The organism is Bradyrhizobium pachyrhizi (genome assembly GCF_029714545.1).
GTDB classification, from domain to species: Bacteria; Pseudomonadota; Alphaproteobacteria; order Rhizobiales; family Xanthobacteraceae; genus Bradyrhizobium; species Bradyrhizobium pachyrhizi.
In genome coordinates, this window is sequence record NZ_CP121667.1 from 666,582 (window position 1) to 688,494 (window position 21,913).

Annotated in this window: 20 protein-coding genes; 7 read left to right on the forward strand and 13 right to left on the reverse strand. The window is 65.4% G+C overall.

Annotated features, from left to right (window positions below; translation table 11 throughout):
• Nucleotides 1–265 precede the first annotated feature (265 nt).
• The 8 genes from QA639_RS03010 to QA639_RS03045 form a co-directional block, all read right to left on the reverse strand.
• Complete coding sequence (locus tag QA639_RS03010; protein ID WP_283089132.1) at nucleotides 266–583, reverse strand: hypothetical protein; 318 nt, start codon at nucleotides 581–583, stop codon at nucleotides 266–268.
• 165 nt (nucleotides 584–748) lie between these two features.
• A complete protein-coding gene (locus QA639_RS03015) occupies nucleotides 749–1,381 on the reverse strand; it encodes an HAD-IA family hydrolase (RefSeq protein ID WP_283089133.1) in 633 nt (210 codons plus the stop codon).
• Between the two features lie 169 nt (nucleotides 1,382–1,550).
• Nucleotides 1,551–2,237, reverse strand: a complete 687-nt coding sequence (locus QA639_RS03020) for a methyltransferase family protein (protein ID WP_050383983.1) — start codon at nucleotides 2,235–2,237, stop codon at nucleotides 1,551–1,553.
• A gap of 97 nt (nucleotides 2,238–2,334) precedes the next feature.
• Nucleotides 2,335–2,676, reverse strand: a complete 342-nt coding sequence (locus QA639_RS03025) for a hypothetical protein (protein ID WP_152977495.1) — start codon at nucleotides 2,674–2,676, stop codon at nucleotides 2,335–2,337.
• Nucleotides 2,677–2,712: 36 nt separating this feature from the next.
• The gene (locus tag QA639_RS03030; RefSeq protein ID WP_016842277.1) at nucleotides 2,713–2,892 is read right to left on the reverse strand and encodes a hypothetical protein; all 180 of its coding nucleotides are present in this window, start codon (nucleotides 2,890–2,892) and stop codon (nucleotides 2,713–2,715) included.
• 56 nt (nucleotides 2,893–2,948) lie between these two features.
• On the reverse strand, nucleotides 2,949–3,140 hold the full coding sequence (locus QA639_RS03035; protein ID WP_016842276.1) for a hypothetical protein: 192 nt from the start codon (nucleotides 3,138–3,140) through the stop codon (nucleotides 2,949–2,951).
• 172 nt (nucleotides 3,141–3,312) lie between these two features.
• Nucleotides 3,313–5,760 carry a S8 family serine peptidase gene (locus QA639_RS03040; protein WP_050383982.1) on the reverse strand — a complete coding sequence of 816 codons (2,448 nt, stop codon included), beginning with the start codon at nucleotides 5,758–5,760 and terminating at the stop codon, nucleotides 3,313–3,315.
• Between the two features lie 354 nt (nucleotides 5,761–6,114).
• Entirely contained in the window at nucleotides 6,115–6,789 is a 675-nt protein-coding gene (locus tag QA639_RS03045) for a LuxR C-terminal-related transcriptional regulator (RefSeq protein ID WP_050383981.1), read from the reverse strand.
• A 28-nt stretch (nucleotides 6,790–6,817) separates the two neighbouring features.
• Here QA639_RS03045 and QA639_RS03050 point away from each other — a divergent pair, with 28 nt between their 5' ends.
• On the forward strand, nucleotides 6,818–7,093 hold the full coding sequence (locus tag QA639_RS03050; RefSeq protein ID WP_082190529.1) for a hypothetical protein: 276 nt from the start codon (nucleotides 6,818–6,820) through the stop codon (nucleotides 7,091–7,093).
• Between the two features lie 130 nt (nucleotides 7,094–7,223).
• Nucleotides 7,224–7,985: a S1 family peptidase gene (locus QA639_RS03055; RefSeq protein WP_050383980.1), complete on the forward strand. Its 762-nt coding sequence runs from the start codon at nucleotides 7,224–7,226 to the stop codon at nucleotides 7,983–7,985.
• 98 nt (nucleotides 7,986–8,083) lie between these two features.
• Here QA639_RS03055 and QA639_RS03060 read toward each other — a convergent pair whose 3' ends face one another.
• The 3 genes from QA639_RS03060 to QA639_RS03070 form a co-directional block, all read right to left on the reverse strand.
• Nucleotides 8,084–10,306, reverse strand: coding sequence for an acetate--CoA ligase family protein (locus QA639_RS03060; protein WP_283089134.1), 2,223 nt, complete (start codon nucleotides 10,304–10,306; stop codon nucleotides 8,084–8,086).
• A gap of 170 nt (nucleotides 10,307–10,476) precedes the next feature.
• Nucleotides 10,477–11,067, reverse strand: coding sequence for a class GN sortase (locus QA639_RS03065; protein ID WP_028335277.1), 591 nt, complete (start codon nucleotides 11,065–11,067; stop codon nucleotides 10,477–10,479).
• A 205-nt stretch (nucleotides 11,068–11,272) separates the two neighbouring features.
• Nucleotides 11,273–13,546, reverse strand: coding sequence for a marine proteobacterial sortase target protein (locus QA639_RS03070; RefSeq protein ID WP_283089135.1), 2,274 nt, complete (start codon nucleotides 13,544–13,546; stop codon nucleotides 11,273–11,275).
• Nucleotides 13,547–13,745: 199 nt separating this feature from the next.
• Between QA639_RS03070 and QA639_RS03075 the strand changes: the two genes are divergently transcribed.
• Entirely contained in the window at nucleotides 13,746–14,513 is a 768-nt protein-coding gene (locus QA639_RS03075) for a helix-turn-helix domain-containing protein (protein WP_283089136.1), read from the forward strand.
• A 108-nt stretch (nucleotides 14,514–14,621) separates the two neighbouring features.
• Here the strand turns inward: QA639_RS03075 and QA639_RS03080 are convergent, their stop codons facing one another.
• Nucleotides 14,622–15,842, reverse strand: coding sequence for an ABC transporter substrate-binding protein (locus QA639_RS03080; RefSeq protein ID WP_283089137.1), 1,221 nt, complete (start codon nucleotides 15,840–15,842; stop codon nucleotides 14,622–14,624).
• Between the two features lie 125 nt (nucleotides 15,843–15,967).
• Nucleotides 15,968–17,509 (reverse strand): acyl-CoA synthetase, encoded by a 1,542-nt coding sequence (locus QA639_RS03085; RefSeq protein WP_283089138.1) that lies wholly within the window; start codon nucleotides 17,507–17,509, stop codon nucleotides 15,968–15,970.
• A 215-nt stretch (nucleotides 17,510–17,724) separates the two neighbouring features.
• Between QA639_RS03085 and QA639_RS03090 the strand changes: the two genes are divergently transcribed.
• The 4 genes from QA639_RS03090 to QA639_RS03105 all read left to right on the forward strand — a co-directional run bounded on the left by QA639_RS03090 (nucleotide 17,725) and on the right by QA639_RS03105 (nucleotide 21,881).
• A complete protein-coding gene (locus QA639_RS03090; RefSeq protein WP_028335282.1) occupies nucleotides 17,725–18,861 on the forward strand; it encodes an acyl-CoA dehydrogenase family protein in 1,137 nt (378 codons plus the stop codon).
• A 188-nt stretch (nucleotides 18,862–19,049) separates the two neighbouring features.
• On the forward strand, nucleotides 19,050–20,219 hold the full coding sequence (locus tag QA639_RS03095; protein WP_028335283.1) for an acyl-CoA dehydrogenase family protein: 1,170 nt from the start codon (nucleotides 19,050–19,052) through the stop codon (nucleotides 20,217–20,219).
• Nucleotides 20,219–20,875: a glutathione S-transferase family protein gene (locus QA639_RS03100; RefSeq protein ID WP_028335284.1), complete on the forward strand. Its 657-nt coding sequence runs from the start codon at nucleotides 20,219–20,221 to the stop codon at nucleotides 20,873–20,875. The genes QA639_RS03095 and QA639_RS03100 overlap by 1 nt, the downstream gene beginning before the upstream one ends.
• 175 nt (nucleotides 20,876–21,050) lie before the next feature.
• Nucleotides 21,051–21,881, forward strand: a complete 831-nt coding sequence (locus QA639_RS03105; RefSeq protein WP_283089139.1) for a helix-turn-helix domain-containing protein — start codon at nucleotides 21,051–21,053, stop codon at nucleotides 21,879–21,881.
• Nucleotides 21,882–21,913: the final 32 nt, after the last annotated feature.

Sequence of the window (21,913 nt, forward strand, 5' to 3'; positions counted from 1 at the left end):
TCTGCGCTCGTTGCCGGCAAAGCACAAGGCTCGTTTGGCCCGCAAAGGCATGGGGTTAGCGCATGGTTCCGGGGTATTTCCGCCAAGCGCAATACGGGCTACGTTGTTAGTAGTTCGAACCTCCCCTTGAAAAGGGGAGGTTCGCTTTGCTCGCCAGAGCAAAGCCGGTGGGGATCTACTCTCTACACCGGCGTCTGCGGCTGACCCCCATCCCGACCTTCCCCCTTTCAGGGGGAAGGAGAAGAATCTCGTAGCCCGGCTGCCGTCAACCCGCGCAGCTCTTCACGAAATCCTTGCGCTGCGGGCCTGTGATCTTCTGGTCGATCGCCTGCTTCAGGCAGTCGAGATGCGCCTGCGCCATGCAGAGCTGCATCTGGTCGTGCCGCTCCTGGCCCTTCAGCGCCTTCGCCGAGCTCTGGCAGGCCGCGCGCTTCGCGCCGGGCACGGGCGCCGCCATCGACGCGCTCTCTTGCGCGGGAGCTGCCGCCGGCGCTGTTGCGGGGGCCGGCGTTGTCTGCGCGAGCGCTGCAGCCGAGATCAGCAGCGAACCAGCCGAGACAAGGGCGACGACAAGACGTTTCATGGGAAGTGCCTCCGCAGGCATGATCCGGAGAAGCGGACGTCGGTTTTCCGGAACGTCATGCTCAGATCAGGAAAGGAGTCACGATGCGATCGCGCCGTGACCCGGGGGAGGCCGACAATTAGAAGCCGCCGCGTGAATGCGGCATGAATAGGCGCGTAGCCCGCTTCACCTCAGCGTGAGGCCGGTCGCAGCTTCAAGCGCGCCGATCGCCTGCGCGGCATTCGCAACCTTGATCGTGGTCATACCCATCTCGCGCGCCGGCTTCAAATTGACGCCGAGATCGTCGAGATAGACGCAGTTCTTCGGGTTTACCTGCAGCGTCTCCACCATCATCCGGTAGATTCGCGGGTCGGGCTTGCGCAGGCCGATCTTCGCGGACTCGATGACGTGGTCGAACAGCGCCATCACCTCGGCGACGTAGAGCGTGCGTCCGCTGCGGCTGCCGATCGCGTTCGCCGGCAGATTGTTGGTGATGCAACCGGTCTTGAATTTCGCCTTGATGCGCTTCAGCGCCTCGACCATCTCGGGGCGCAGGTCGCCGGAGAGCAGCGGCAGCACGTCCTTGCCGCGCACCTCGGCGCCGAGCGCCTTCGATTCCGTAGCGAACAGCGCGTCGAACGCCTCGATATCGATCTCGGCGCGCTCGAACTTGGCCCAGGCGTTCTCGAGATGATTGGCGGCGTTGGTGCGGCGGATGATGTCGATCGGCAGGCCGCGCTCGGTCTCATAGCGCGCGAACGCCTCGAACGGCGAGGTGGTCAAGACGCCGCCGAAATCCCAGATCACTGCCTCGATCATCAAAGTCTCGACCATCAAAGTCCTGCCCGTTGCAAAGCGACGGCTTCGCCTCGGATCGTCCGGCCGACTGCAGGACAACAGGTAAACGCGCGTCCAGCCTTCTTTATTGGAATTGCCGCCGATCAGGCAAGCCGCCAGTTCGCGGCAAAATCCGCCACGCGGAACCAGCTCACCAGACCATCGGCACCAGACGATAGCGCACCCGCGCGAGATACTCGGCATAGCCGTCGAGCTCGGCAGTGAGCATCCGCTCCTCCATCAGCGACCGCAAGCCGAGCAGCGCCGCCATGATAGGCACGATGGCAAGGCCATACCACGATCCCAGCAGCAGCGGCGTACCGACATAGGTCAGGAGGCCGCTGGCATAGATCGGATGCCGCACATAGGCGTAGGGTCCGGTGGTCACCGCAGCATGCCCGCGCTCGCGCTGGATCTTCACGACCGGCGCGGCGTAGCTGTTTTCCCGGTAGGTCCGGTAGACGATGTAGAACGATGCCGCGATCATCACGGCGCCGGCGCATTGCAACCAGAAGGGGACGAGCGATGTCTGGTAGCGGACTGCGTCGAGCGCCATCAGCGGCAGCCATGTCAGCCACAACAGCGGCATGATCGTCGTGATGACGCGGTCCCAGCCCGCCTGGTCGCGCGCGGTGCGCCGCTCTGCCAGCAACCCCGGATCGTGCCGGGCGAGCCAGGCTTCGGTGATCAGCCCGCCGATCGTGATCTCGACCAGGAACGTCCAGGCGCCGGCCCATCGCAGCGTACCGGCCGCGAGAAACAGGAATGTGCCGAGGCCCACACATGTGAAGGCGGCGCGGCGCAGATTGATGCGAGGGGGACTGCCGTTCTCGTTCATGTTTCTCTCCGGCGAACGGCAACGGCCGCGCCGCCGGATCGGGCGGGCCGTTGCGTGCGTGGTTGCGGATCGCGGCCTGCTCGGCGCGCAAAGCCGATTACGGCCTGCGCGTCCAGTTTCGCGCCTGTCCGGAATAGACCTTGCTCGGCAGCGCGCGCGCCGCGGGATCGAGCAGGATCTTCATCGCGGTGTTGAGCCGCTCCTCCGAATGCGGCGAGCCATCATGGCGCATCTGCTGCGGAGCCCCCGGGCCCTGCGGCGGCGCCAGATAGGTCGGCGTCGTCGGCGGAGTGGGGGTGGTGGCGATCTTCGGGCGGGCGACCAGAGCGGCCTCCATCGGGCGCCGCGCCTGGGCCATGCGTGACGCTGCGGAAGGTGCTTCCGCTGGTGGCGGCGAGGCGGCGCTGTCGGATCCGGATTTGCGGGGCGGTTTTGCCATGGCATCGGCTCCATAGGTTCGGTGATGACGACGACGTCAGGATTTGTCTTCGTCGGATGTGGTGCGTTTGGCGATGATCGGGTTGCGGTCGCTGATCGCGGCGATCAGCGAGGCGTGGCTCACCACTGACGACACGACGATCTTGCCGGATGGCTCGATCCGGCGACCGTTCTGCTGCTGTTGCTGTGGGCTCCTGGCGGTGGATTTCTGCATCATGTCGGCCTCCTCGAGGATGGGTGGGGCCCGACATCGCCGGGCCCCGAGTTTGGCGATCAGATGCCGAAAGCACCGAGGACGCCCGGCAGCGCCTGCGCGACGCCGCCGAGGATTTCGCCCCAGCCCTGCGGGTTGACCGACCCGTTGGTCGCCACGTCGGCAATCCGCTTCGGTCCGCGCTCGATGCCCTCACACTGGATCGGGCTACGCACGCTGCCGAAGGTCTCAAAGTCGTTCCTTGCGTACATGTTCAGCTCCTTCTTTCGGTTTGAATTGACGGCAACTACGGGAGGTGGACACCGACCGGGGCAGCCGTCGCTGGACGTCGCCCAGGGGATCGCTCATCGCGTCGATCCCCTGGACCACGTGACGCATTCGCGCCACGTTCTGATCTCCTCCGGACGCAGAGGAGCAATCGCGTCAATAGACCTGCCACTGCCGCAGCGGTCCGACCGCCACCGGCACCACGTCGCTCACGTCGATCGTGTACTGATAGACTTCGCGCGCCTGGGTCAGGACCTGGGTCGGATTGAAGAAGCGGTAAGTCACGTCGTGACAAACCGAGTCCGGGCGGCAGATGACGCTCTGGTCGACCTCGACGGTATCGAGCCGCAAGCCCTTCTTGGCGACGTCGGTAAAGATCTTCCGCGTGTTGTAGGCATTCATCGCGGAATAGTTCAGCGCGCGATCCTGCGGCGAGAGGCCGACATTGCGGAACTCGTTGTAGATCCGCTCGAGGAAGCCTTCCGCGCCGGCCGGCCAGGTGTCGGGATCGGGTCCGAACAGCGTGTAGAGATCCCACTGGTAGAAGCCGCGCCAGTCGGTCACCAGCGTCGGCACCACGGTCCCGTTCAGGAGCTTGGTCGTGTTGGCGCTGTCGACCCAGCCGGCCATCGAGATCCGCGCAACGCCGCCGCGCGGCGGGAAAGCCGGCGGCGTGGTCGGCGGTGTATCGTCGCCGCCGCGCGCTGCCGGTACCACGGTTCGGGTGTTCGATGGATCGTCATGCGAGACCTCCTGATGCCAGAGCGCCAGGATCAGCGCGGCGAAGAATCCGAGACCGAACACATCGAGCGGCTTGACCGCATAGATCGGGATCGAGTCGATCGTCATCGTCCAGATGATGGCATCGGCATCCGGGAAGTTGTTGCCGGATCCGCTCGGTGTCGCGCTCTCGCCTTCGGCCTGGTTCAGCAGATAGCGCGCCATGATCGCCGGATTGTACGGCGCCGAGGTATCGCCGGAGCGGTCGCGCTCCGGCCCGAACGCCGGATCGCCGCGTCCGATCAGGCTGTCGCGCCAATTGGCGATGGCCTGCACGAAGTAGTCGAGGCGCGCCTCCTTGCCGAAATCGTAGAACAGCCGGCCGATCGGGAACGCGAGCTGTCCGGTGGATTCCGCCGCGGCGCCCTGCGGACGCATGCCGCCGCCACAGCCGCAGCTCTTCTCGCTGGTACGAACCGCGGGGGCTTCGTACATCGGCAGCGCCTGCGGCATCGCGACGGGAAGCGCGTTGCTCGGCATCAGCGCAGGCAGCTGCTGCGGCTGCAGCCAGGCCTGCGGCATCATGCCGGCCGCCGGCATCGCCATCTGGGGCATCATCATCGGCGGCATGACGATCTGCGGTGCCGGCGTCGGCATCCAGACCAGGTCGCCGCCCGCATGGGGGGCGTGAAACGGATAGGGCGCCGGCGCCGCGATCGGCGCGGCGGCGACGCCGTGATCAACGGGCGCGGCCGCAGGCGCTGCGGGCGCAGCAGGCTGCGCTTCGCTCGGCATGATCCCGGCGCTGCTGCGCAGGACCGAGCCGTCCGGCCCGAATATGCGCGGAGCCGATGGTGCAGACATTGCTGATAGATCTCCCATGGAACCCTCTCTGGTTGCAGTTGGCTGAGCGGCGGATGACGGTTGGACGAAAGGGCGCGCGGACACTCCCCGGAAGAGGGGAGACGCGGCCGTAGCACCCGACGGCATGACGGCGTCCGCCTGCTCGCCAAGCAGGGCGGCGACAGCCGCGGGAATATCGAGCCGTCCGGCGAGGCAGCGCGAGGCGCTGCCGTCGCTGCGGCAGGGCACTGCGCTTTCGAGCAGCGCAGCACGGACGGCTTGCGGATCGGCCTTGCGTCCGGTCTGGCGCAGGCACGAGAGCAGCAGAGCGACGACGCCGGTGACGATCGGCGCTGCGAAGCTCGTTCCGGAACGCAGGCTGATATTGCGGACCGGCGAGGCGCCGGCGATGTTTTCGCCCGGCGCGAGGATGCCGTTCTCGAGATAGGCGTCGCCGAAATTGCTGAAGGGCAGCGGATTGCCGGCCGGATCGCACGCGCCGACCGCAAGCACCGAAGCGAGGCTGCCCGGCACCTGGACGCAGCGGCATCCGTCATTGCCTGCGGCGGCGACGATCAGCTTGCCGGCGCGCTCGCAGGCGCGGACCGCGTCGACCAGAATGCGGTCGGCCTGGCCGGTCGCGGATTGCTGGCCGCTACTGATATTGATGACGTCGGCGCCGGCGGCGAGCGCCTGGTTGATCGCAAGTGCCAAGGTGCTTTGCGAGGACGGCTCGATCTGCCCGGAGGTGTCCTCGCGATAGATCGAGAAGACGGTCGCGTTGCAATTCGGCGCGACGCCGAGCACCGGGCTGCCGGGCGTACCCATCAGGACGCTCGTGACATGCGTGCCGTGCTCGGACTGGATCATCGGCGAGGCCGGTGCGACGAACTCGCCGCCCCTGGCGACGCGGGCCTGCCTGAGCGAAGGATGATTGAAATCGACGGGGCCGTCGATGATCGCGATCTTCACCGCGGGGTCGCCGCCCAACGTTCTCTGCCACAAGGCAGCCAGGCCAGCGATGTCGGCAACTGGATTCATGAAATCAATCCCGACTGATCTGCCCGCAAATCCGTGCAGCCGATCCGTCTTCCGCGGCAATTTGCTTTCACGCAGCGAACCAGCAGAACGGCATGTCGTTGCGTTGGAGCAGTTGTGGCAGCTGTGACGCGAAAGCCCTATTCGCCGCGGCGGATCAGAAAGGATCGAGCCGACGATACGGATCGATCGGTCCATGAGATCGATCCTGCATCTCGAACAATCGATCGAAGGGTTTAGTCGGGACCAATCCCACCGCACGATTGTGCGCGCCTGGGCAGACATGCGCGTGCATTTGCGCGCAGGTGCGCGAACGGGACTGCGCGTCGGCCGAACACGGAATTCAGGATGTTGATGTCAGTCGAGCTCGCGGGACCGATCGGGGATCGCTGCCGATGATGCGATCCACGGCGCTTCGCGCACCCGTCGCATCGCCTGTGCCCTGCGCGGTAGGCCGAGTTTCTGCAGCACGTGATGGACGTGGTGCTTGACCGTCGCAAGGCTGAGATTGAGATCGCGCGCGATCTCCTTGTTCGACATGCCTTGTCCGATCAGCTTGAGAACCTCGCCTTCGCGGCGCGTCAGTCCCTGGTCCGCGTCGATCGTATCCGTCTGACGTTCCATGCAGAACAGCGCGCGTAGCAGGCCGCCGGAAATCTCGGCGCTGCAGGCGAGCCGACCCGATGCCACGTCCGACAGCGCGCGGCAGAGCTCATCGAAGCTGGCGTTCCGGGAGATGTAGCCGCTGAACCCGGCCCGGCCACAGCGGACCACGTCGCGCCGGTCCTCGTTGAGGCCGAGCGCCACCAGCGCGACATCCGCATGCTCGCTCGCGATCACGCGCACTTCATCGAGATCGATGCCCTGTGTGACGTCGATCAGAATGACATTCACGCTGCCGGCCTCGAGGGTCTCGCGCAGGCCGGCGAGATCGGACACCGCCGCCGCAATCGCAAACTCGGCGTGGTTCTGGAAACTCGAGGTAAGCCCCTCGCTGAACAGCCTGATCGGCGTGACGATCGCTATCCTCATATTATCCTCTAACTCAACGAAATGGCGGATGGAACGCCGTGTTGAGATCAACGGCACCGGCATCCAGAAAGTCATGAAGGTAAGTATGCGATATGCTGCCGGAGGTTGTATTCGTATCGCGCCGAAATTACGGCTCCGATGCAGGCGATCAAGAGACGCAGTTCACATTCGAACATCGTCGGGCCGCGCGGCGCGCGATCCGAGGTGTTGCGTATCGCGACAAGACGTCGATGTGTGGCGCCGGCAAGCGATGGCGGTGCTGAATTCCGGCGGCGACTTCAACGGCGTAGTGATCGACGCCTAGATATTTAGACAATTGACGCGTGCAGGCCTGGATGCTCTGTACAATATTGCGTGTTCTCCAGAGCCTGGTGCGAGCGACGCAATGCCGCGCCTCGAATGGGCTCAATTCCGATGCCGACCGACAAGGTTCCATGACGAGCGTGATTCGAGCGACAGCTTTTCTCAGCCTGTTGGCGGCGACGCCGGCGCTGGCCATCGTCGGCGGCGGCGCGCCGTCGACGGATGGCGTTGCACGCTCCGTCGTCACCATCGTCGGCTCGCGCGGCAATTTCTGCACCGGCGCGCTGATCGCGCCGAAGGTCGTGCTGACCGCGGCGCATTGCGTGCAGCCCGGCGCCGATTACAAGATCGTCGAATATGGCGCGGACAGGCAGCCGAAGCTGCAGGACGTCAGGACGGTTGCGATCCATCCCGGCTTCCGGATGCAGGCGATGGCCAATCATGTCGCGACCGCCGATGTCGCACTGCTGCAGCTCGCGGCGCCGGCCGCAGGCAAGGTGCCCGCCGCGCTCGGCATGCCAAACATTCCGATCCAGGTCGGCGGCCGCTTCACCATCGCAGGCGTCGGCGTCACCGTGCGCGGTGACGGCAAAAGCGGCGGCGCCACCCGCGTCGCCGGCCTGATCGCGAGCGGCAAGCCCGGCACGTTGCAGATCCGTCTCGTCGATCCGGTCGGGCAGGGCGTGCGCGACGGGCTCGGGGCCTGCACCGGCGATTCCGGCGCGCCGGTGTTCGAGGACAAGCAAGGCGGCCCCGCAATCGTCGGCGTGGTGAGCTGGTCAACGGGACCGAACGGCGCCGCCGGCTGCGGCGGCATCACCGGCGTGACGCCGCTGACACTCTATCGCGACTGGGTGATGCAGACCGCGCGGCAGTGGGGTGCGAGCTTCTGACGACGGTTGTCATTGCCGGGTTTGACCGGCAATCCATCCGGAAACGACTTACTTCTGATGATGAATGCGCGGGTCAAGCCCGCGCATGACGATTGAGCCTAATGCCCCGCCGCCTTGTTCGCGGCGGCGTTGTTCAGCACGATCAGCCCGTCGACGGCGACGCCGAGCTTGCTGTTGATCAGGAACGGGTTGACGTCGATCGAGGCAATGCGGCCATTGGCGTCGGCCATCAGGTTGGAAAGACCGACCAGCGCCTTCACTGCCGACGGCTCGTGCAGCGCGGGCTTGCCGCGATAGCCCTTCATCTTGACCCCGGCCTTGGTCCTGGCGATCAGCTCCTTGGCCTCGGCGGCGTCGAGCGGCGCGCCGGCGAGCGCGACGTCCTTCATCAGCTCGATGTCGACGCCGCCGGTGCCGAACAGCACGACGGGGCCCATCTCGGCGTCGAGCGAGGCGCCGACCACGAGCTCGAGGTCGGCCTTGACCTGTTGCGCGATCAGGATGCCTTCGAGCTTCGGCTTGCCCTTCAGCTTCTTCACCCGCGCGGTGATGTCGTTGAACGCCTTCTTCACCTCGGCTGCATTGGCGAGATTCAGCACCACGCCGCCGATATCGGATTTGTGCAGGATGTCGGGGCTGACAACCTTGGCGACCACCGGGAAGCCGATTTTCTTGGCGATCTTCACAGCCTCGGCCGCGGTCTGCGCGACCTCTTCCTTTGAGATCTGGATGTCATAGGCCTTGAGCAGCTTCTTCGAGGCGACCTCGTCGAGCGCGGCGGCGCCGTTGGCGGCCTTCAGCGTCTTCTCCAGCACCGCGCGCGCCGATGCCTTCGAGCTCGAGGCGATATCGGGCACCTCCTTGCGCAGGCCGGCATATTCGATCAGCGACTTGATCGCGCCGACCGCGCGGTCGAGGCCCTGCATGACCGCGATATAGGGCAGCGACTTGCGCAGCCCCTTGGTGAATTCGGTGAAGCCGATCGACATCGCGCTGATATAGATCACGGGCTTGTTGGCCTGGCCGGCCATCTCGTTGACGATGCGCAGATTGCGCTCGCGCAGCTCGTGCGGCGCCTTCGGCAGCTCGGCATCGATGATGACGATATCGGTGTCGGGATCGTCGATCATGATCTTGATCGACTTCATGTAGACGGAGGGATCGACCACCGCGGCAAAGCCCGCGTCGAGCGGATTGCCGACGATGCTGCCGGGGCCAAGCATCTTCGCCAGCTGCTCCGAGGCGTTCGGACTCAGCGGCGCGAAGTTCAGCCCGGCAGAATAGAACGCGTCGATCAGAAGGCCGCGCTTGCCGCCCGATAGCGACACCGCCGCGAGGCGATTGCCCTTCGGCGAATCGGCATGGACGAAGCACTCGGTGGTCTCGATCAGTTCATCCAGCCCACGCACCCGGATCACGCCTTCGCGGGTCGAGATCGCATCGAAGGTCTCGATCGAGCCGGCAAGCGCGCCGGTATGGGCCATCGCCGCGGCGCGGCCGCCCTCGGAGGCGCCGAGCTTGAGCGCGATCACCGGCTTGCCGGCGGCGCGCGCGGCCTTGCAGGCATCGCGGAATACCTTCGTGTTCCTGACGCCTTCAAGATAGACCACGATGACGCGGATGCTCGGATCGGCGGCGAAGTAGCTCATCAGGTCCGGGGTCTCGAGGCCGGATTCGTTGCCGGTCGTGACCATGTAGCCGACGCCGACGCCGCGATCCTCCAGCGCCTGGCGGATCGCCATCACGATCGCGCCGGATTGGCCGGCGATCGCCACCGCGCCCTGCTCCATGGTGACGATGCGGTCGTCGATATTGGTGAACAGGTTCTCGCCGGCGCTGAGATTGCCGAGGCAGTTGGGGCCGGTGACGGCGAGCCCGGTCTCCTTGATCGCCTGCTTCAGCTCGACCGCGAGGCGCTGGCTCTCCTCATCCTGCAGCTCGCTGAAGCCGGAGGTGACGATGGTCGCCGAGCGCGCGCCGGCCGCGGCCGCATCGCGGATCACCTGCACCGCGAACCGGGCCGGCACCAGCACCAGCACATGGTCGGGCTTCTCGGGAAGGCTGGCGAAGTCCTTGTAGCAGGTGACGCCCCAGATCGCTTCGCGCTTGGCGTTGATCGGATAAAGGCCGCCGGCATATCCGTACTTGACCAGATTGTTCCAGATCCGTTCGGCGTAATTGCCGGGCTTGTCGGTGGCACCGACCAGCACGATGTTGCGCGGATGCAGCATCGCGTGGATGCTCTTGACGATATCGCTGGCGTCAGCGGGCGGCGCCCATTCGTGGGACACATGAGACGCGGTGCTTGCGAAAGCTTCCATGGAGCCTGCCCTTATCCTTGTTGTCTTTGTTTCCTCTGGCCACGGCGGATCACCGTGAGGCGCGCGATTTTTCATTGTTTTTATGGCGAGGGAAAGGGGGTAGCAACTCATGCTGGCGCAGGTCAGGGCACCGCGCGCAATATCCCGGCAGGCGCAAAATTGATTGCCTATCAGGAACCCGATTCGCGCGCGTGCGAATCCGTTTCGATCAAGGTCGCGTGCAGCAAGTAGCGCTCAGGGCCTGCCGTCAGCGCGTCGAACGGCCAGCAGGTCGACAGCACCAGTTCATACCGGTCAGTAGTCGGATCGATGCCGGATTGATCGAATCGGACCACCGAGCTGCGATCGGCCCGATAGCGAAACATCTTGCCGTCGCTTCGCGTGACGTCGATCTCGTCACCGATTGTGACATCCCTGAGAAAGCGAAAATGCGTGTCGCGGTGCGCGGAATAGACCGCGACGCCCCGCTCGCCGGCATCGACGGTCTGCTCGACATGGCCGGGGCCGAACGCCAGTGCCTGGCCGCTGCTGCCGGCAAGCACGGTCGCGGAGGCGTGCAGGCGCTTCACCTCGATCCGCGCCACCGGCCAGGTATCGGCCCAGCTCCACGGCTTCACCGGCTGGCCGGTCGCGATGCTCTGTGCGAAGGCGCGCTCCAGCAGCACCTGCGCCAGCAGCGCCTTGGCATGGATGTAGGCGCCCTGGCCGAACAGGATCACACCGATGAGAGCGAAGGCGAGGGATGGGACGAAGCGGGGCATTGTTGCGCCTGTTGCTGTCATTCCGGAATGGTCCGAAGGACCAGACCCGGAATCTCGAGATTCCGGGTTCGATGCTGCGCATCGCCCCGGAATGACATTGCGAGTTGAGGAAGAGTTGCGCGCGCGGCCCTTGGGGGACGGGTGGGAAGGCCGCGCGCGCGCTTGAAGGAGGAGGTCGGGGGGCACCTCCTCCTTTCATCCGACGTCATTGGGGCGACGTCTGACGCCGGTTGATCATCAGGAGGAGAAGGCTCACCGTGAGCAGGATCACGCCCGCGATCATCTTCAGCTCCGCATCAGTCGCGGTCTTCGGCAGCTGGATCGTGCCGGGACCTTGTGTGGGGACCGGTGACCGCTTCAGCGCAGCGAGCTGCAGCTTGCCGTCGCCGGCGTCGGCGCGACGCTCGCCCGGTACGGCCGGCAGACTCGGACGCTCGCCGAACACCTTCGCAAAATCCCAGCCGGCGGGCAGGTTGAGCGGCAGCTCGGAGAGTTTCAGCGGCTCGCCCTCGGGACGGCTCGGCGTCTTGTCGACCGCGACAAGGCTGGTCAGCCGCGTGACGAGCTGATGCTCCAGCGCCAGCGCGAGGATGGTCTTGTCGGCGTCCTCGGCGCTCTGCTGCCGCGTGGTGCGCGCCACCTCGGCATCGGCGATCTTGCGGCGCGCCCACAGTTTCGACAGGCCCCTGCCTTCAGCGGCATTCGCGAGCGGCAGCGTCACGCTCCACGGACGGTCGCCGATGCGGCCCTTGATCTCGACCGAGCCGGCCAGCTTGTCGAGCTTGGCGGCCAGCACCAGCGGCTCGTCGCGATAGACGTCGGGCAGTGCCGACGGCGTCAGGTCGGCCGTCGCCTCGGAGAATTTCGCGGAGAGATTCGTCACCGCGGGATTCTCCAGCTTGGCGAACAGGCCGCGCATGCGCTCGTCGACCTGCTCGACCGAGCCGATATGGGTGAAGGTGCCGCGGCCGAGCTCGGCGGCGCGTGTCATCAGATAGGTGTTCGGCGCCGAGCCGATGCCGACCATGAAGATGCGCGAGCGGCCGCGCAGCGCGCCGATGGTCTCGAACAATTGCTGCTCGTTGCCGATGGCGCCGTCGGTCAGGAACACGACCTGGCGGACGTAATTGGCGTCGCCATGGCTGGTGTCGGACAGCGCCGCGCGCATCGCCGGCACCATCTCGGTGCCGCCGCGGGCCTGCAGCGCGCTGACGAACGCCGTCGCGCTGCCGATATTGGCGCTGTTGGCCGCGACCGGCGACGGGAACAGCGTGTCCATGGTGTCGTCGAACCGGATCACATTGAAGCGATCGGTCGGCTGCAGGCGGCCGAGCGCGTAAGTCAGGCTCGCCTTGGCCTGGATGATGGAGGTGCCGCTCATCGAACCGGAATTGTCGATCACGAAGATCACCTCGCGCGGCAACGTTTTCTGTTGCGCCTGCTCGACCGACGGCGGGGTGACGAAGGCCAGCAGATAGTCGGAATTGCCGACATGCTCGCGGAACAGCCCGACCGACGGCGCCTTCTCGGCGGCCGGCTTCCAGGTCAGCTCGAAATCACGATCGGCCGGCACCGGGCCTTCGGCGAGCTTGACGAGCCGCGTGGTGCTGTCCGGGCTCTCGATCTTGACCTGGTGGAAATGGCTCTTCACCTCGCCGAGCGGAAAGCCGGCGTTGAGGTGCACCGTGACGTTGGTCGGATTGACCGGCGCATTTTCCGCCGGATCGAGCACTTCGCGCGCAATGCGGTCGCGGTCCGGCACGGGATCGGTGGTGGTGGCGCCCCAGCCGTTGCCATCGGCGCGGAGATCGACGCTCTGCACCACCGGGCGCGGATTGTAGCGCGGGCCGACCACCATCGGCACCCGCAGCGAGAACTCGCTGCCGTTCTGCTGCACCGGCTCCTGATATTCGATCTGCACCAGCACGGTTTCGCCGGGGCCGATATTGGCGACCGAATTGGTGAAGATGTTGGGCCGCTCCTGTTCGGTGAGCGCGGCCTTCTGGCCGTTCTGCTTGGCCTGCTCGTAGATCGCGCGAGCCTGCTGCCGCTCCTTGATGTCGCCGACTACGACGCGGTCGCCGACCACCATCTTCAGCGTGTCGACCGCGCCGCCCGCCGGCAGCGGATAGACATAGGTCGCCTCCACCCAGTCCTTGGTCGGGTTGCGGAAGATTTGCGTGACGCGGGCGCGGACCGTCGGCCCCGACACCGTGAGGTCGACGTCGATGCCGAGCCTGGTCGCGTCGGCATAGCCGTCGTCGGTCTTGAACAGCAGCGAGCCGGAACGCGCATCGCTCGGCCGCAGCACCACCTGTCGCGGCAGTTCGGCCGACCACACCGGATCGAAACTCACGAACAAGGCCGCAAAGCCGATCACCAGCGCGGCCACACCTTCCACCAGAAAGAACAGCACAATGCGCATCCTGCGCGACAGGCGGATCTGCGGGCTGCTGTCACATGCATCGTAAATCGTCATTTTCGTCACTCCCGAGCGAGGCTTTCGCTGCCTCGCGATCATGGAGAACGGCGGTTTTGGCGCGAGCAGAATGATCGGCAATGATTGGCCACCGTCCGGCGCGGCCCGCCGCCGGCTGCGGCGGGTTTGTGCGGTTTGGTGATGGATTGTCCGGTCTGCTAGACTGCGCGGAATCAAGGGGAACCGGGCAGGAATCTGGATGCCGACGCCTGACAAGCAGCTATCCGCCGAGCAGAGCCAGCAGGTCGCGGAGACTATCCGCGAGGAAATCGCGCGCCGTCGCATCTCGCGGCAGGCGCTGGCCGAGCAGGCCAAGCTCAGCCTGTCGACGCTGGAAAAGGTGCTTGGCGGCCGCCGCCCGTTCACGCTGGCGACCACCGTGCGGCTGGAGCAGGCGCTGGGCGTGTCCTTGCGCAAGCTGCCGGAGACGATCACGGTGGCCGCACCCGCCAATGGCGGGATCGCGCCCGACAGCCTCGGATCCTATTCGCGCCGCGCAGTGGCGCGGATCGAGGGCACCTACATCACGGTGCGTCCGTCGTTCGGCGAGCAGGGTGCGCTCTATGCCTACCGCACCGAGATCGCCTGGGACGAAGCGGCATCGTCGCTCGGCTTCCGCGAGGGCGAACGGCAGGATTCCGATTACACCCAGTATGGCGAGGTGGCGGTGCCCAATGAATCCGGCTTCGTCTACCTCGTGACCAACCGGCACGGCCAGCATCGCGTGATCACGGTGTCGCGCCCGCGCAATTCCGGCGAGATGTACGGCATCATCACGACGCTGCTCGCGGGCCGCGGCTCGCTGCTGACGCCGGTCGCCGCGCCGATCGCGTTCCTGCCGGTGAAGAACGTACCCAAGCCAAGCCTCGGCCGGGTGTCGGCGGATGATGCTAACTACGCCGCCTATCGCGAGCATCTGCGTCGGACGATCGATGAGCCGTTCGCGATTTTCTTGCCGGGTAGTTGAAGCTGGTCATTCCGGGGCGCGCGTGCGCGCGAACCCGGAATCTCGATCCACGAGCTCCAGATTCCGGGTTCGCTCGCGATCGCGAGCGCCCCGGAATGACAGGCTCGACTAGCTGCCGGTCTCGGCGCTGATGATGTCGCCGAACAGCTCCCACTGCCCGTTCTTGAACTGCATCATCTTGAGTTGCTCGACCGGCGCGAAGTCGGTCGCGCTGGTGTTGATCCTGATGCCGGGAATCAGCGTGTCGGGCGCAAAATCCTTCAGGCTGGCGGCCTGCTTCATCACGTTCTCACGTGTCAGGTTGTCGCCGGCCTGCTTCAGTACCTGCACCATGGTTTGCGCCGCGGCGTAGCCATAGACCAGATTGGCGTCGGCGAGGTTGGCGCCCGGCATGTACTTCTCGGCGAAGGCCATGAACTTCTTCATGCCCTCATCATTCTTCCATTGCGGATCGGACGCGTCCTTCAGATAGCCGGCCGACAGCACGCCTTCCGAAGCCTCGAGCCCGGCGGGCTTCATGACCGCGCCGATCGAGATCGAGACGTCGGTCATCACCTGCATCGGCTTCCAGTTGAGCTCGGCGATCTTCTTGATCGCCTGCGCCGCGAATTTCGGCGTCGAGATGTTGACGAACACGTCGGCGCCGGTGTCCTTCAGCTTGACGATGTGGGAGTCGATCGAGGGCTCGGTGGTCTCGTAGCTCTCTTCGGCGACGATCTTGACGCTCGACTTGTCGAGGATCTCCTTCAAGCCGACCAGGTAGTCCTTGCCGAAATCGTCATTGGCGTAGAAGATCGCGACCTTGGCATCCGGCTTGGCTTTCAGGATGTACTTGCCGAAGATCCGCGCCTCGACGCGATAGCTCGGCTGAAAACCCATGGTCCATGGGAAATCCTTCGGATCGTTCCACTTGCTGGCGCCGGTGGCGAGGAACAGCTGCGGCACCTTCTTGGCGTTGTGATACTTCTGCACCGCGGTCTGGGTCGGCGTGCCCAGCGCGTTGAACACCAGGAAGACCTCGTCGCTCTCGATCAGCTTGCGGATCTGCTCCACGGTCTTCGGCGGCGAGTAGCCGTCGTCATAGGAAATCCAGTTGATCTTGCGGCCGTTGATGCCGCCCTGGTCGTTGATCATCTTGAAATAGGCTTCTTCGGTCTTGCCGATGACGCCGTAGGCGGAGGCGGGACCGCTATAGGCCTCGACGTTGCCGATCTTGATCTCGGTGTCGGAGGCGCCGGTATCATACTTCTTTTGTGCAAAGGCGGCCTGGGTGGAGAACAGGCAGAGCGCCGTGGCGGCTGCCAGCAGCGACAGTGTTGTTGTTTTCATAAAGGCAATTTCCTCGATTGATCTTGGTTGGGGACTTACGCAACGAACCCGCAGCCGGTCCCGGCAGACGGCAGCGGGGCAATCCTTGTCGCGGCGAATCCCGGAACGCGCGGCGCGCGTCTGGCTCACGCCGCGGTATCGGTTGGCTTCGGCTGGCTGAATTGCTGCCGGAGCGTCGGCTTATGAATTTTGCCTGTCGCGTTCCGCGGCAGGACCTCGATGAATTCGATCAGGCGCGGGCATTTGAACCGCGCCAGATTGGCCTGGCAATGCGCGTGGACCTCGGCCGGGGTCAGCGAATCGCCGGATTTCACGGCAATGATCGCCATGCCGACTTCGCCCCATTGCTCGTCGGGGATGCCGATCACGGCGGCTTCGGCGACGGCGGCCAATTGATGCAGCACGCTCTCGACCTCGGCCGGATAGACGTTCTCGCCGCCCGAGATGTACATGTCCTTCCAGCGGTCGACGATGTAGTAGAAGCCTTCCTCGTCGATCCGCGTGGCGTCGCCGGTGTGCAGCCAGCCGTCGGTGAAGGAGGAGGCATTGGCGTCCGGCCTGTTCCAGTAGCCCGGCGTGATGTTCGGCCCCTTGACCCAGAGTTCGCCGAGCTCGCCGACCGCCGCATCGCTGCCGTCGGGCCGCACGATGCGGACCTCGGTATGCAGCACCGGCTTGCCGGACGAGCCGGCCTTGCGCGCGGCATCCTCGCGGTCGAGCACCATCACCGCCGGCGACGTCTCGGTCATGCCATAGCCCTGCTGCAGCGCGACGCCGCGCGCCTCCCAGGTCTTGAGCAGCGGCACCGGCATCGGCGCGCCGCCGACGCCGCCAATGACGAGCCGGCTGAAATCCGCTGATGCGAAGGCCGGGTGCTGCGCCATGAACTGGTAGATCGCGGGCACGCCGAAGAACACGTTGATGCCCTGCAAGGGATCGCCGATCAGCTTCAGCGCCTCGCCGGGATCGAAGGCGCGCATGATCAGCACGGTGCCGCCGGCATGCAGCACCGGGTTGGTGTAGCAATTCAGCCCGCCGGTGTGGAACAGCGGCAGCACCGTGAGCAGCACCGAGGCCGGCGAGATGTAGGCGGGGCCGCCGAGATTGACGCAATTCCAGAACGTCATCCCATGCGTGATGATCGCGCCCTTGGGCTGGCCCGTCGTCCCCGAGGTGTACATGATGGTCGAGATGTCATCGAGCATGGCCTCCTCGAACCGCTCGAGCGGCGTGGCTGCCGCGATGCCAGCCTCATAGGCGCCGCCTGGGCCGAGCCTCACGGTCGCAGCGACATTGCAGAGCTTTGCCACCGCAAGCGCGGTCTCGGCGAGATCGTCGTCGTGGATCATCACCTTCGGCGCGGCGTCGCCGGTGATGTAGCGCAGCTCGGGAACGGTGAGGCGGGTGTTGAGCGGCAGGAAGATCGCGCCGATCCGGAAGCAGGCGAACTGCACCTCCAGCGTATCCGTCGTGTTCAGTGCCAGCACCGCGACGCGGTCGCCGCGGGCAACCTTGAGCCCATCGCGCAGCCAGGCGGCGAGCCGCGACACGCGGGCGTCGAGCTCCGCGTAGCTGAAGCGGCGATCGCTGGCGAGATCGACAAGCGCCATCTTGTCCGGCGTGCGCCGGCGATGATGCGCGATCCAGTCGTAATAACGAACCGGCAAATTTCCCTCCTCCGGAACGGCAGTCTTGCGCCGCCTGTTCCTGGCTCAATTGATGCCATGAATTGGCAGTGGAGGGGGCGTATAAGGATACTGTCTTGCGTTTAGTGGCTGGCAAATCGCCGGGCCGGGCGTCGGCACCGATGGCAGCCACTCGACGCAAGTGAACCGGGAGAAATCCGGACATCGTCGGAGGGAAGAATCAACGGAGCACGCGGATGGCAAACCCGTTCTACACCGGCGAGCATGAGGCCTTTCGCGAGGTGATGCGGCGCTTTGTTGCCAGGGAAATCGAGCCTTATGCCCATCAATGGGACGAGGACGGCGAGTTTCCGCGCGAGCTCTATGCCAAGGCATCCGCGATCGGGCTGCTCGGCCTTGGCTTCCCGGAAGAGTATGGCGGAATCGCCGCCGACCAGTTCATGAAGATCGTGGCCTCGCAGGAGCTGGCGCGTGCCGGCGCCGGCGGCGTCTCATCGAGCCTGATGAGCCATACCATCGGCTCGCCGCCGATCGCGCGCGCCGCGCGGCCCGAGGTCAAGGCGCGGGTGCTGCCGGACGTGCTCGCCGGCAAGAAGATCTCCGCGCTCGCGATCACCGAGCCGAGCGGCGGCTCCGATGTCGCGAACCTGCGCACCAGGGCGCGGCGCGACGCCGACCACTACGTCGTCTCCGGCGAGAAGACCTTCATCACCTCGGGCATGCGCGCCGACTATCTGACGGTCGCGGTGCGCACCGGCGGCGAGGGCCCGGGCGGCGTCAGCCTGCTGTTGATCGAAGGCAATACGGCCGGCCTGTCCCGCACCAAGCTGAAGAAGATGGGCTGGTGGGCCTCGGATACCGCGACACTTCACTTCGACGAATGCCGCGTGCCGGCCGAGAACCTGATCGGCGAGGAGGGGCAGGGCTTCAAGATCATCATGCAGAACTTCAACAGCGAGCGCATGGGCATGGCGGCGAGCTGCACTGCCTATGCGCGCGTCTGCCTCGACGAGGCGATCGCCTATGCCAAGGAGCGCAAGACGTTCGGCAAGCCGATCGCCCAGCACCAGGTGATCAGGCACAAGATCGTCGACATGGCGCAGAAGGTCGCGGCCTCGCAGGCGATGCTGGAGATGCTGGCCTGGCGGCTCGGCCAGGGCGAAAGCCCGGTCGCCGAGATCTGCATGATGAAGAATCAGGCGACCCAGACCATGGCGCACTGCGCCTCCGAAGCGGTGCAGATCTTCGGCGGCGCCGGCTTCATGCGCGGCGTCAAGGTCGAGCGCATCTACCGCGAGGTCAAGGTCAACGCGATCGGCGGCGGCACCGAGGAGATCATGAAGGATCTCGCGAGCCGGCAGATGGGATTGTGAGAACAGCGGCAAGTTGAGCTGCGAGAGAGGAAACACCCTCCCCCTGAAAGGGGAGGGCAGGGTGGGGGTCACGCCGCAAGTCCAACTGCCGGTGTGACCCCCACCCGGCCCGCTCGGCGTTGCCGAGCGTTCCGACCTCCCCTTTCAGGGGGAGGTGAAGAAAGACGACGAGAAAACACGAGATAAACATGCTCTTCACCGCCGACCACGACGAGCCGCGCCGCGCACTACAGAAGTTCATTGCGGCCGAGATCAACCCTCATGTCGACGAATGGGAGAAGGCCGACATCTTCCCGGCGCATGAGCTGTTCAAGAAGCTCGGCAATCTCGGCTTCCTCGGCCTCAACAAGCCGGTCGAGTTCGGCGGCCAGGGACTGGATTATTCCTACGCGCTGATGATGGCCGAGGAGTTAGGGGCCATCACCTGCGGCGGCGTGCCGATGGCGATCGGGGTGCAGACCGACATGGCGACGCCGGCGCTGGCGCGGTTCGGCTCCGACGAGGTGCGGCGCGAATTTCTGGCGCCGGCGATTGCCGGCGATCAGGTCGCCTGCATCGGCGTCTCCGAGCCCGGCGCCGGCTCCGACGTCGCCTCGATCAAGACCAGTGCGCGCTCCGACGGCGACGACTACGTCATCAATGGCGGCAAGATGTGGATCACCAACGGCACCCAGGCCGACTGGATCTGCCTGCTCGCCAACACCAGCGACGGCCCGGTCCATCGCAACAAGTCGCTGATCTGCGTGCCCATGAAGACCAAGGGCGTGCAGGTCGCGCGCAAGCTCGACAAGCTCGGCATGCGCTCCTCCGATACCGCGCAGATTTTCTTCGACAATGTCCGGGTCCCGAAGCGCAACCGGATCGGCGAGGAAGGCCAGGGCTTCACCTACCAGATGATCCAGTTCCAGGAGGAGCGGCTGTGGGGGGCGGCCGCCTGCCTGAAGGCGCATGAATTCATCATCAACGAGACCATCGACTACACTCGCAACCGCAAGGCGTTCGGCGGCTCGATCCTCGACAACCAGGTGGTGCACTTCAAGCTCGCGGAAATGCAGACCGAGGTCGAGCTGCTGCGCTCGCTGATCTATCGTGCCGGCGAGGCGCTGGTGGCCGGCGAGGACGTGACCCGGCTCGCGACCATGGCCAAGCTGAAGGCCGGCCGGCTCGGCCGCGAGCTCACCGACGCCTGCCTGCAATATTGGGGCGGCATGGGCTTCACCAACGAGACGCCGGTCAGCCGCGCCTATCGCGACAGCCGCCTGACATCGATCGGCGGCGGCGCCGACGAGGTCATGCTCATGGTATTGTGCAAGATGATGGGCACGCTGCCTGGCCTGAAGCAAAAGGGAAACGCCTGATGATCACGCTCTATCATTGCGATGCCGCGCGCTCGTTCCGTCCGCTGTGGATGCTGGAGGAGCTTGGGCTTGCCTATGAGCTGAAGATGCTGCCGTTCCCGCCGCGGGTGTTCGCCAAGGAATATCTCGGCATCAATCCGCTCGGCACCATCCCGTTCATGATCGATGGCGAGACCAGGATGACGGAGTCCTCCGGCATCTGCCACTATCTCGGCACCAAATACGGCCCGACGCCGCTGATTGTCGGCGTCGACGAGCCGGCCTATGGCGCGTTCCTGAACTGGATGTATTTTTCCGACGCAACGCTGACCTTTCCGCAGACGCTGGTGCTCCGCTACAGCCAGCTCGAGCCGGAGGAGCGGCGCAACCCGCAGGTCTCGGGCGACTATGCAAAATGGTTCCTGGGCCGGCTGCGTGCGGTCGAGGCCGCCGCCTCGAAGTCGGAATTCCTCTGCGCGGAACGCTTCACCGCGGCCGACATCGCCAACGGTTATGCGCTCCGTCTCGCCGGCAATATCGGCCTCGCCAAGGATTTCGGGCCGAATGTCGCGGCCTATTGGGCGCGGCTGCAGCAGCGCGACGGTTACCAGCGCGCGGTCGCGGCGGAGCAAAAAGCCGGTCAGGAACAGAACGTTGCGCCGCGGGCGCGGCCGTAACCTACGCTGTCGTTCCGGGATGGTCCGAAGGGCCAGACCCGGAACCTCGAGATTCCGGGTTCGATGCGTCGCATCGCCCCGGAATGACGACTCTTCACATCGGTGACAGGCCTCGAATTTGCGTTATGGTAGCTCCGCCGCAGCGGCCCAAAGAGCCGCGCGAGGAGGAACCGCCATGGACGCGATCGTGGACGCGAAGTGCCAGAGCTCCAGCCAGCAATCCGGTCACCGGATGCTGATTACGCCGGAACGGGTGTTCTATGCCGGGCTGCTCGGCCGCCCGCGCGAGCGCTGTCCCGGCGCATTCCACGTCTATGTCGCGATCCGCGACGGGCTGCATCTGTCGACCAGCGAAGGCCGCGAGTCGCATGGCGAACTCGCGGTGACGATGCCGAACCTGCGCCACACCATCACCAGCGAATATCGTTCGGCGATCTGCGTTGCGATCGAGCCGGAAAGCGTGCCCGACGGCACGCTCGAAGCCGTCGCCCGCCGCCTGCAAGGACCGGACTCTCATCTGTTCGCCAATCGCATCCGCAACGCCTATGCGACGCTCGCCGAGATGCAACATCGCGACGCGATCGCGAATGCCGAGTTCGACACCATGTGCTTCGGCGACGCGCTGCCGCAGCGCGTGCTCGATCCGCGGGTCGTGCGCGCGATCGGCCGCATCGGGCAGTTTTCCGGCGAGCCGGTGACCGCGGCAGGCTGTGCCGCGGAAGCCGGGCTATCGCCCTCGCGCTTCCTGCATCTGTTCAAGGAGGAGACCGGAATCTCGTTCCGCTCCTTCCGCGCCTGGAAGCGCGCGCGGCATCTGCTGCACTTCGCCAACCAGGACATCAACCTCGCGCATCTTGCGCAGGATATCGGCTATCCCGACAGCACGCATTTCAGCCACTCGATTCGCCGCTTCTATGGCTTGAAGCCGCGCGCGATCTTCTCCGGCTCGCGGGACCTTGCGATCTATCGCACCGGGCAAGCCGCGAGCGAACGTGCGTTGACGTAACCTCCGCTGTCGTCCCGGCCAGTGCGCAATTG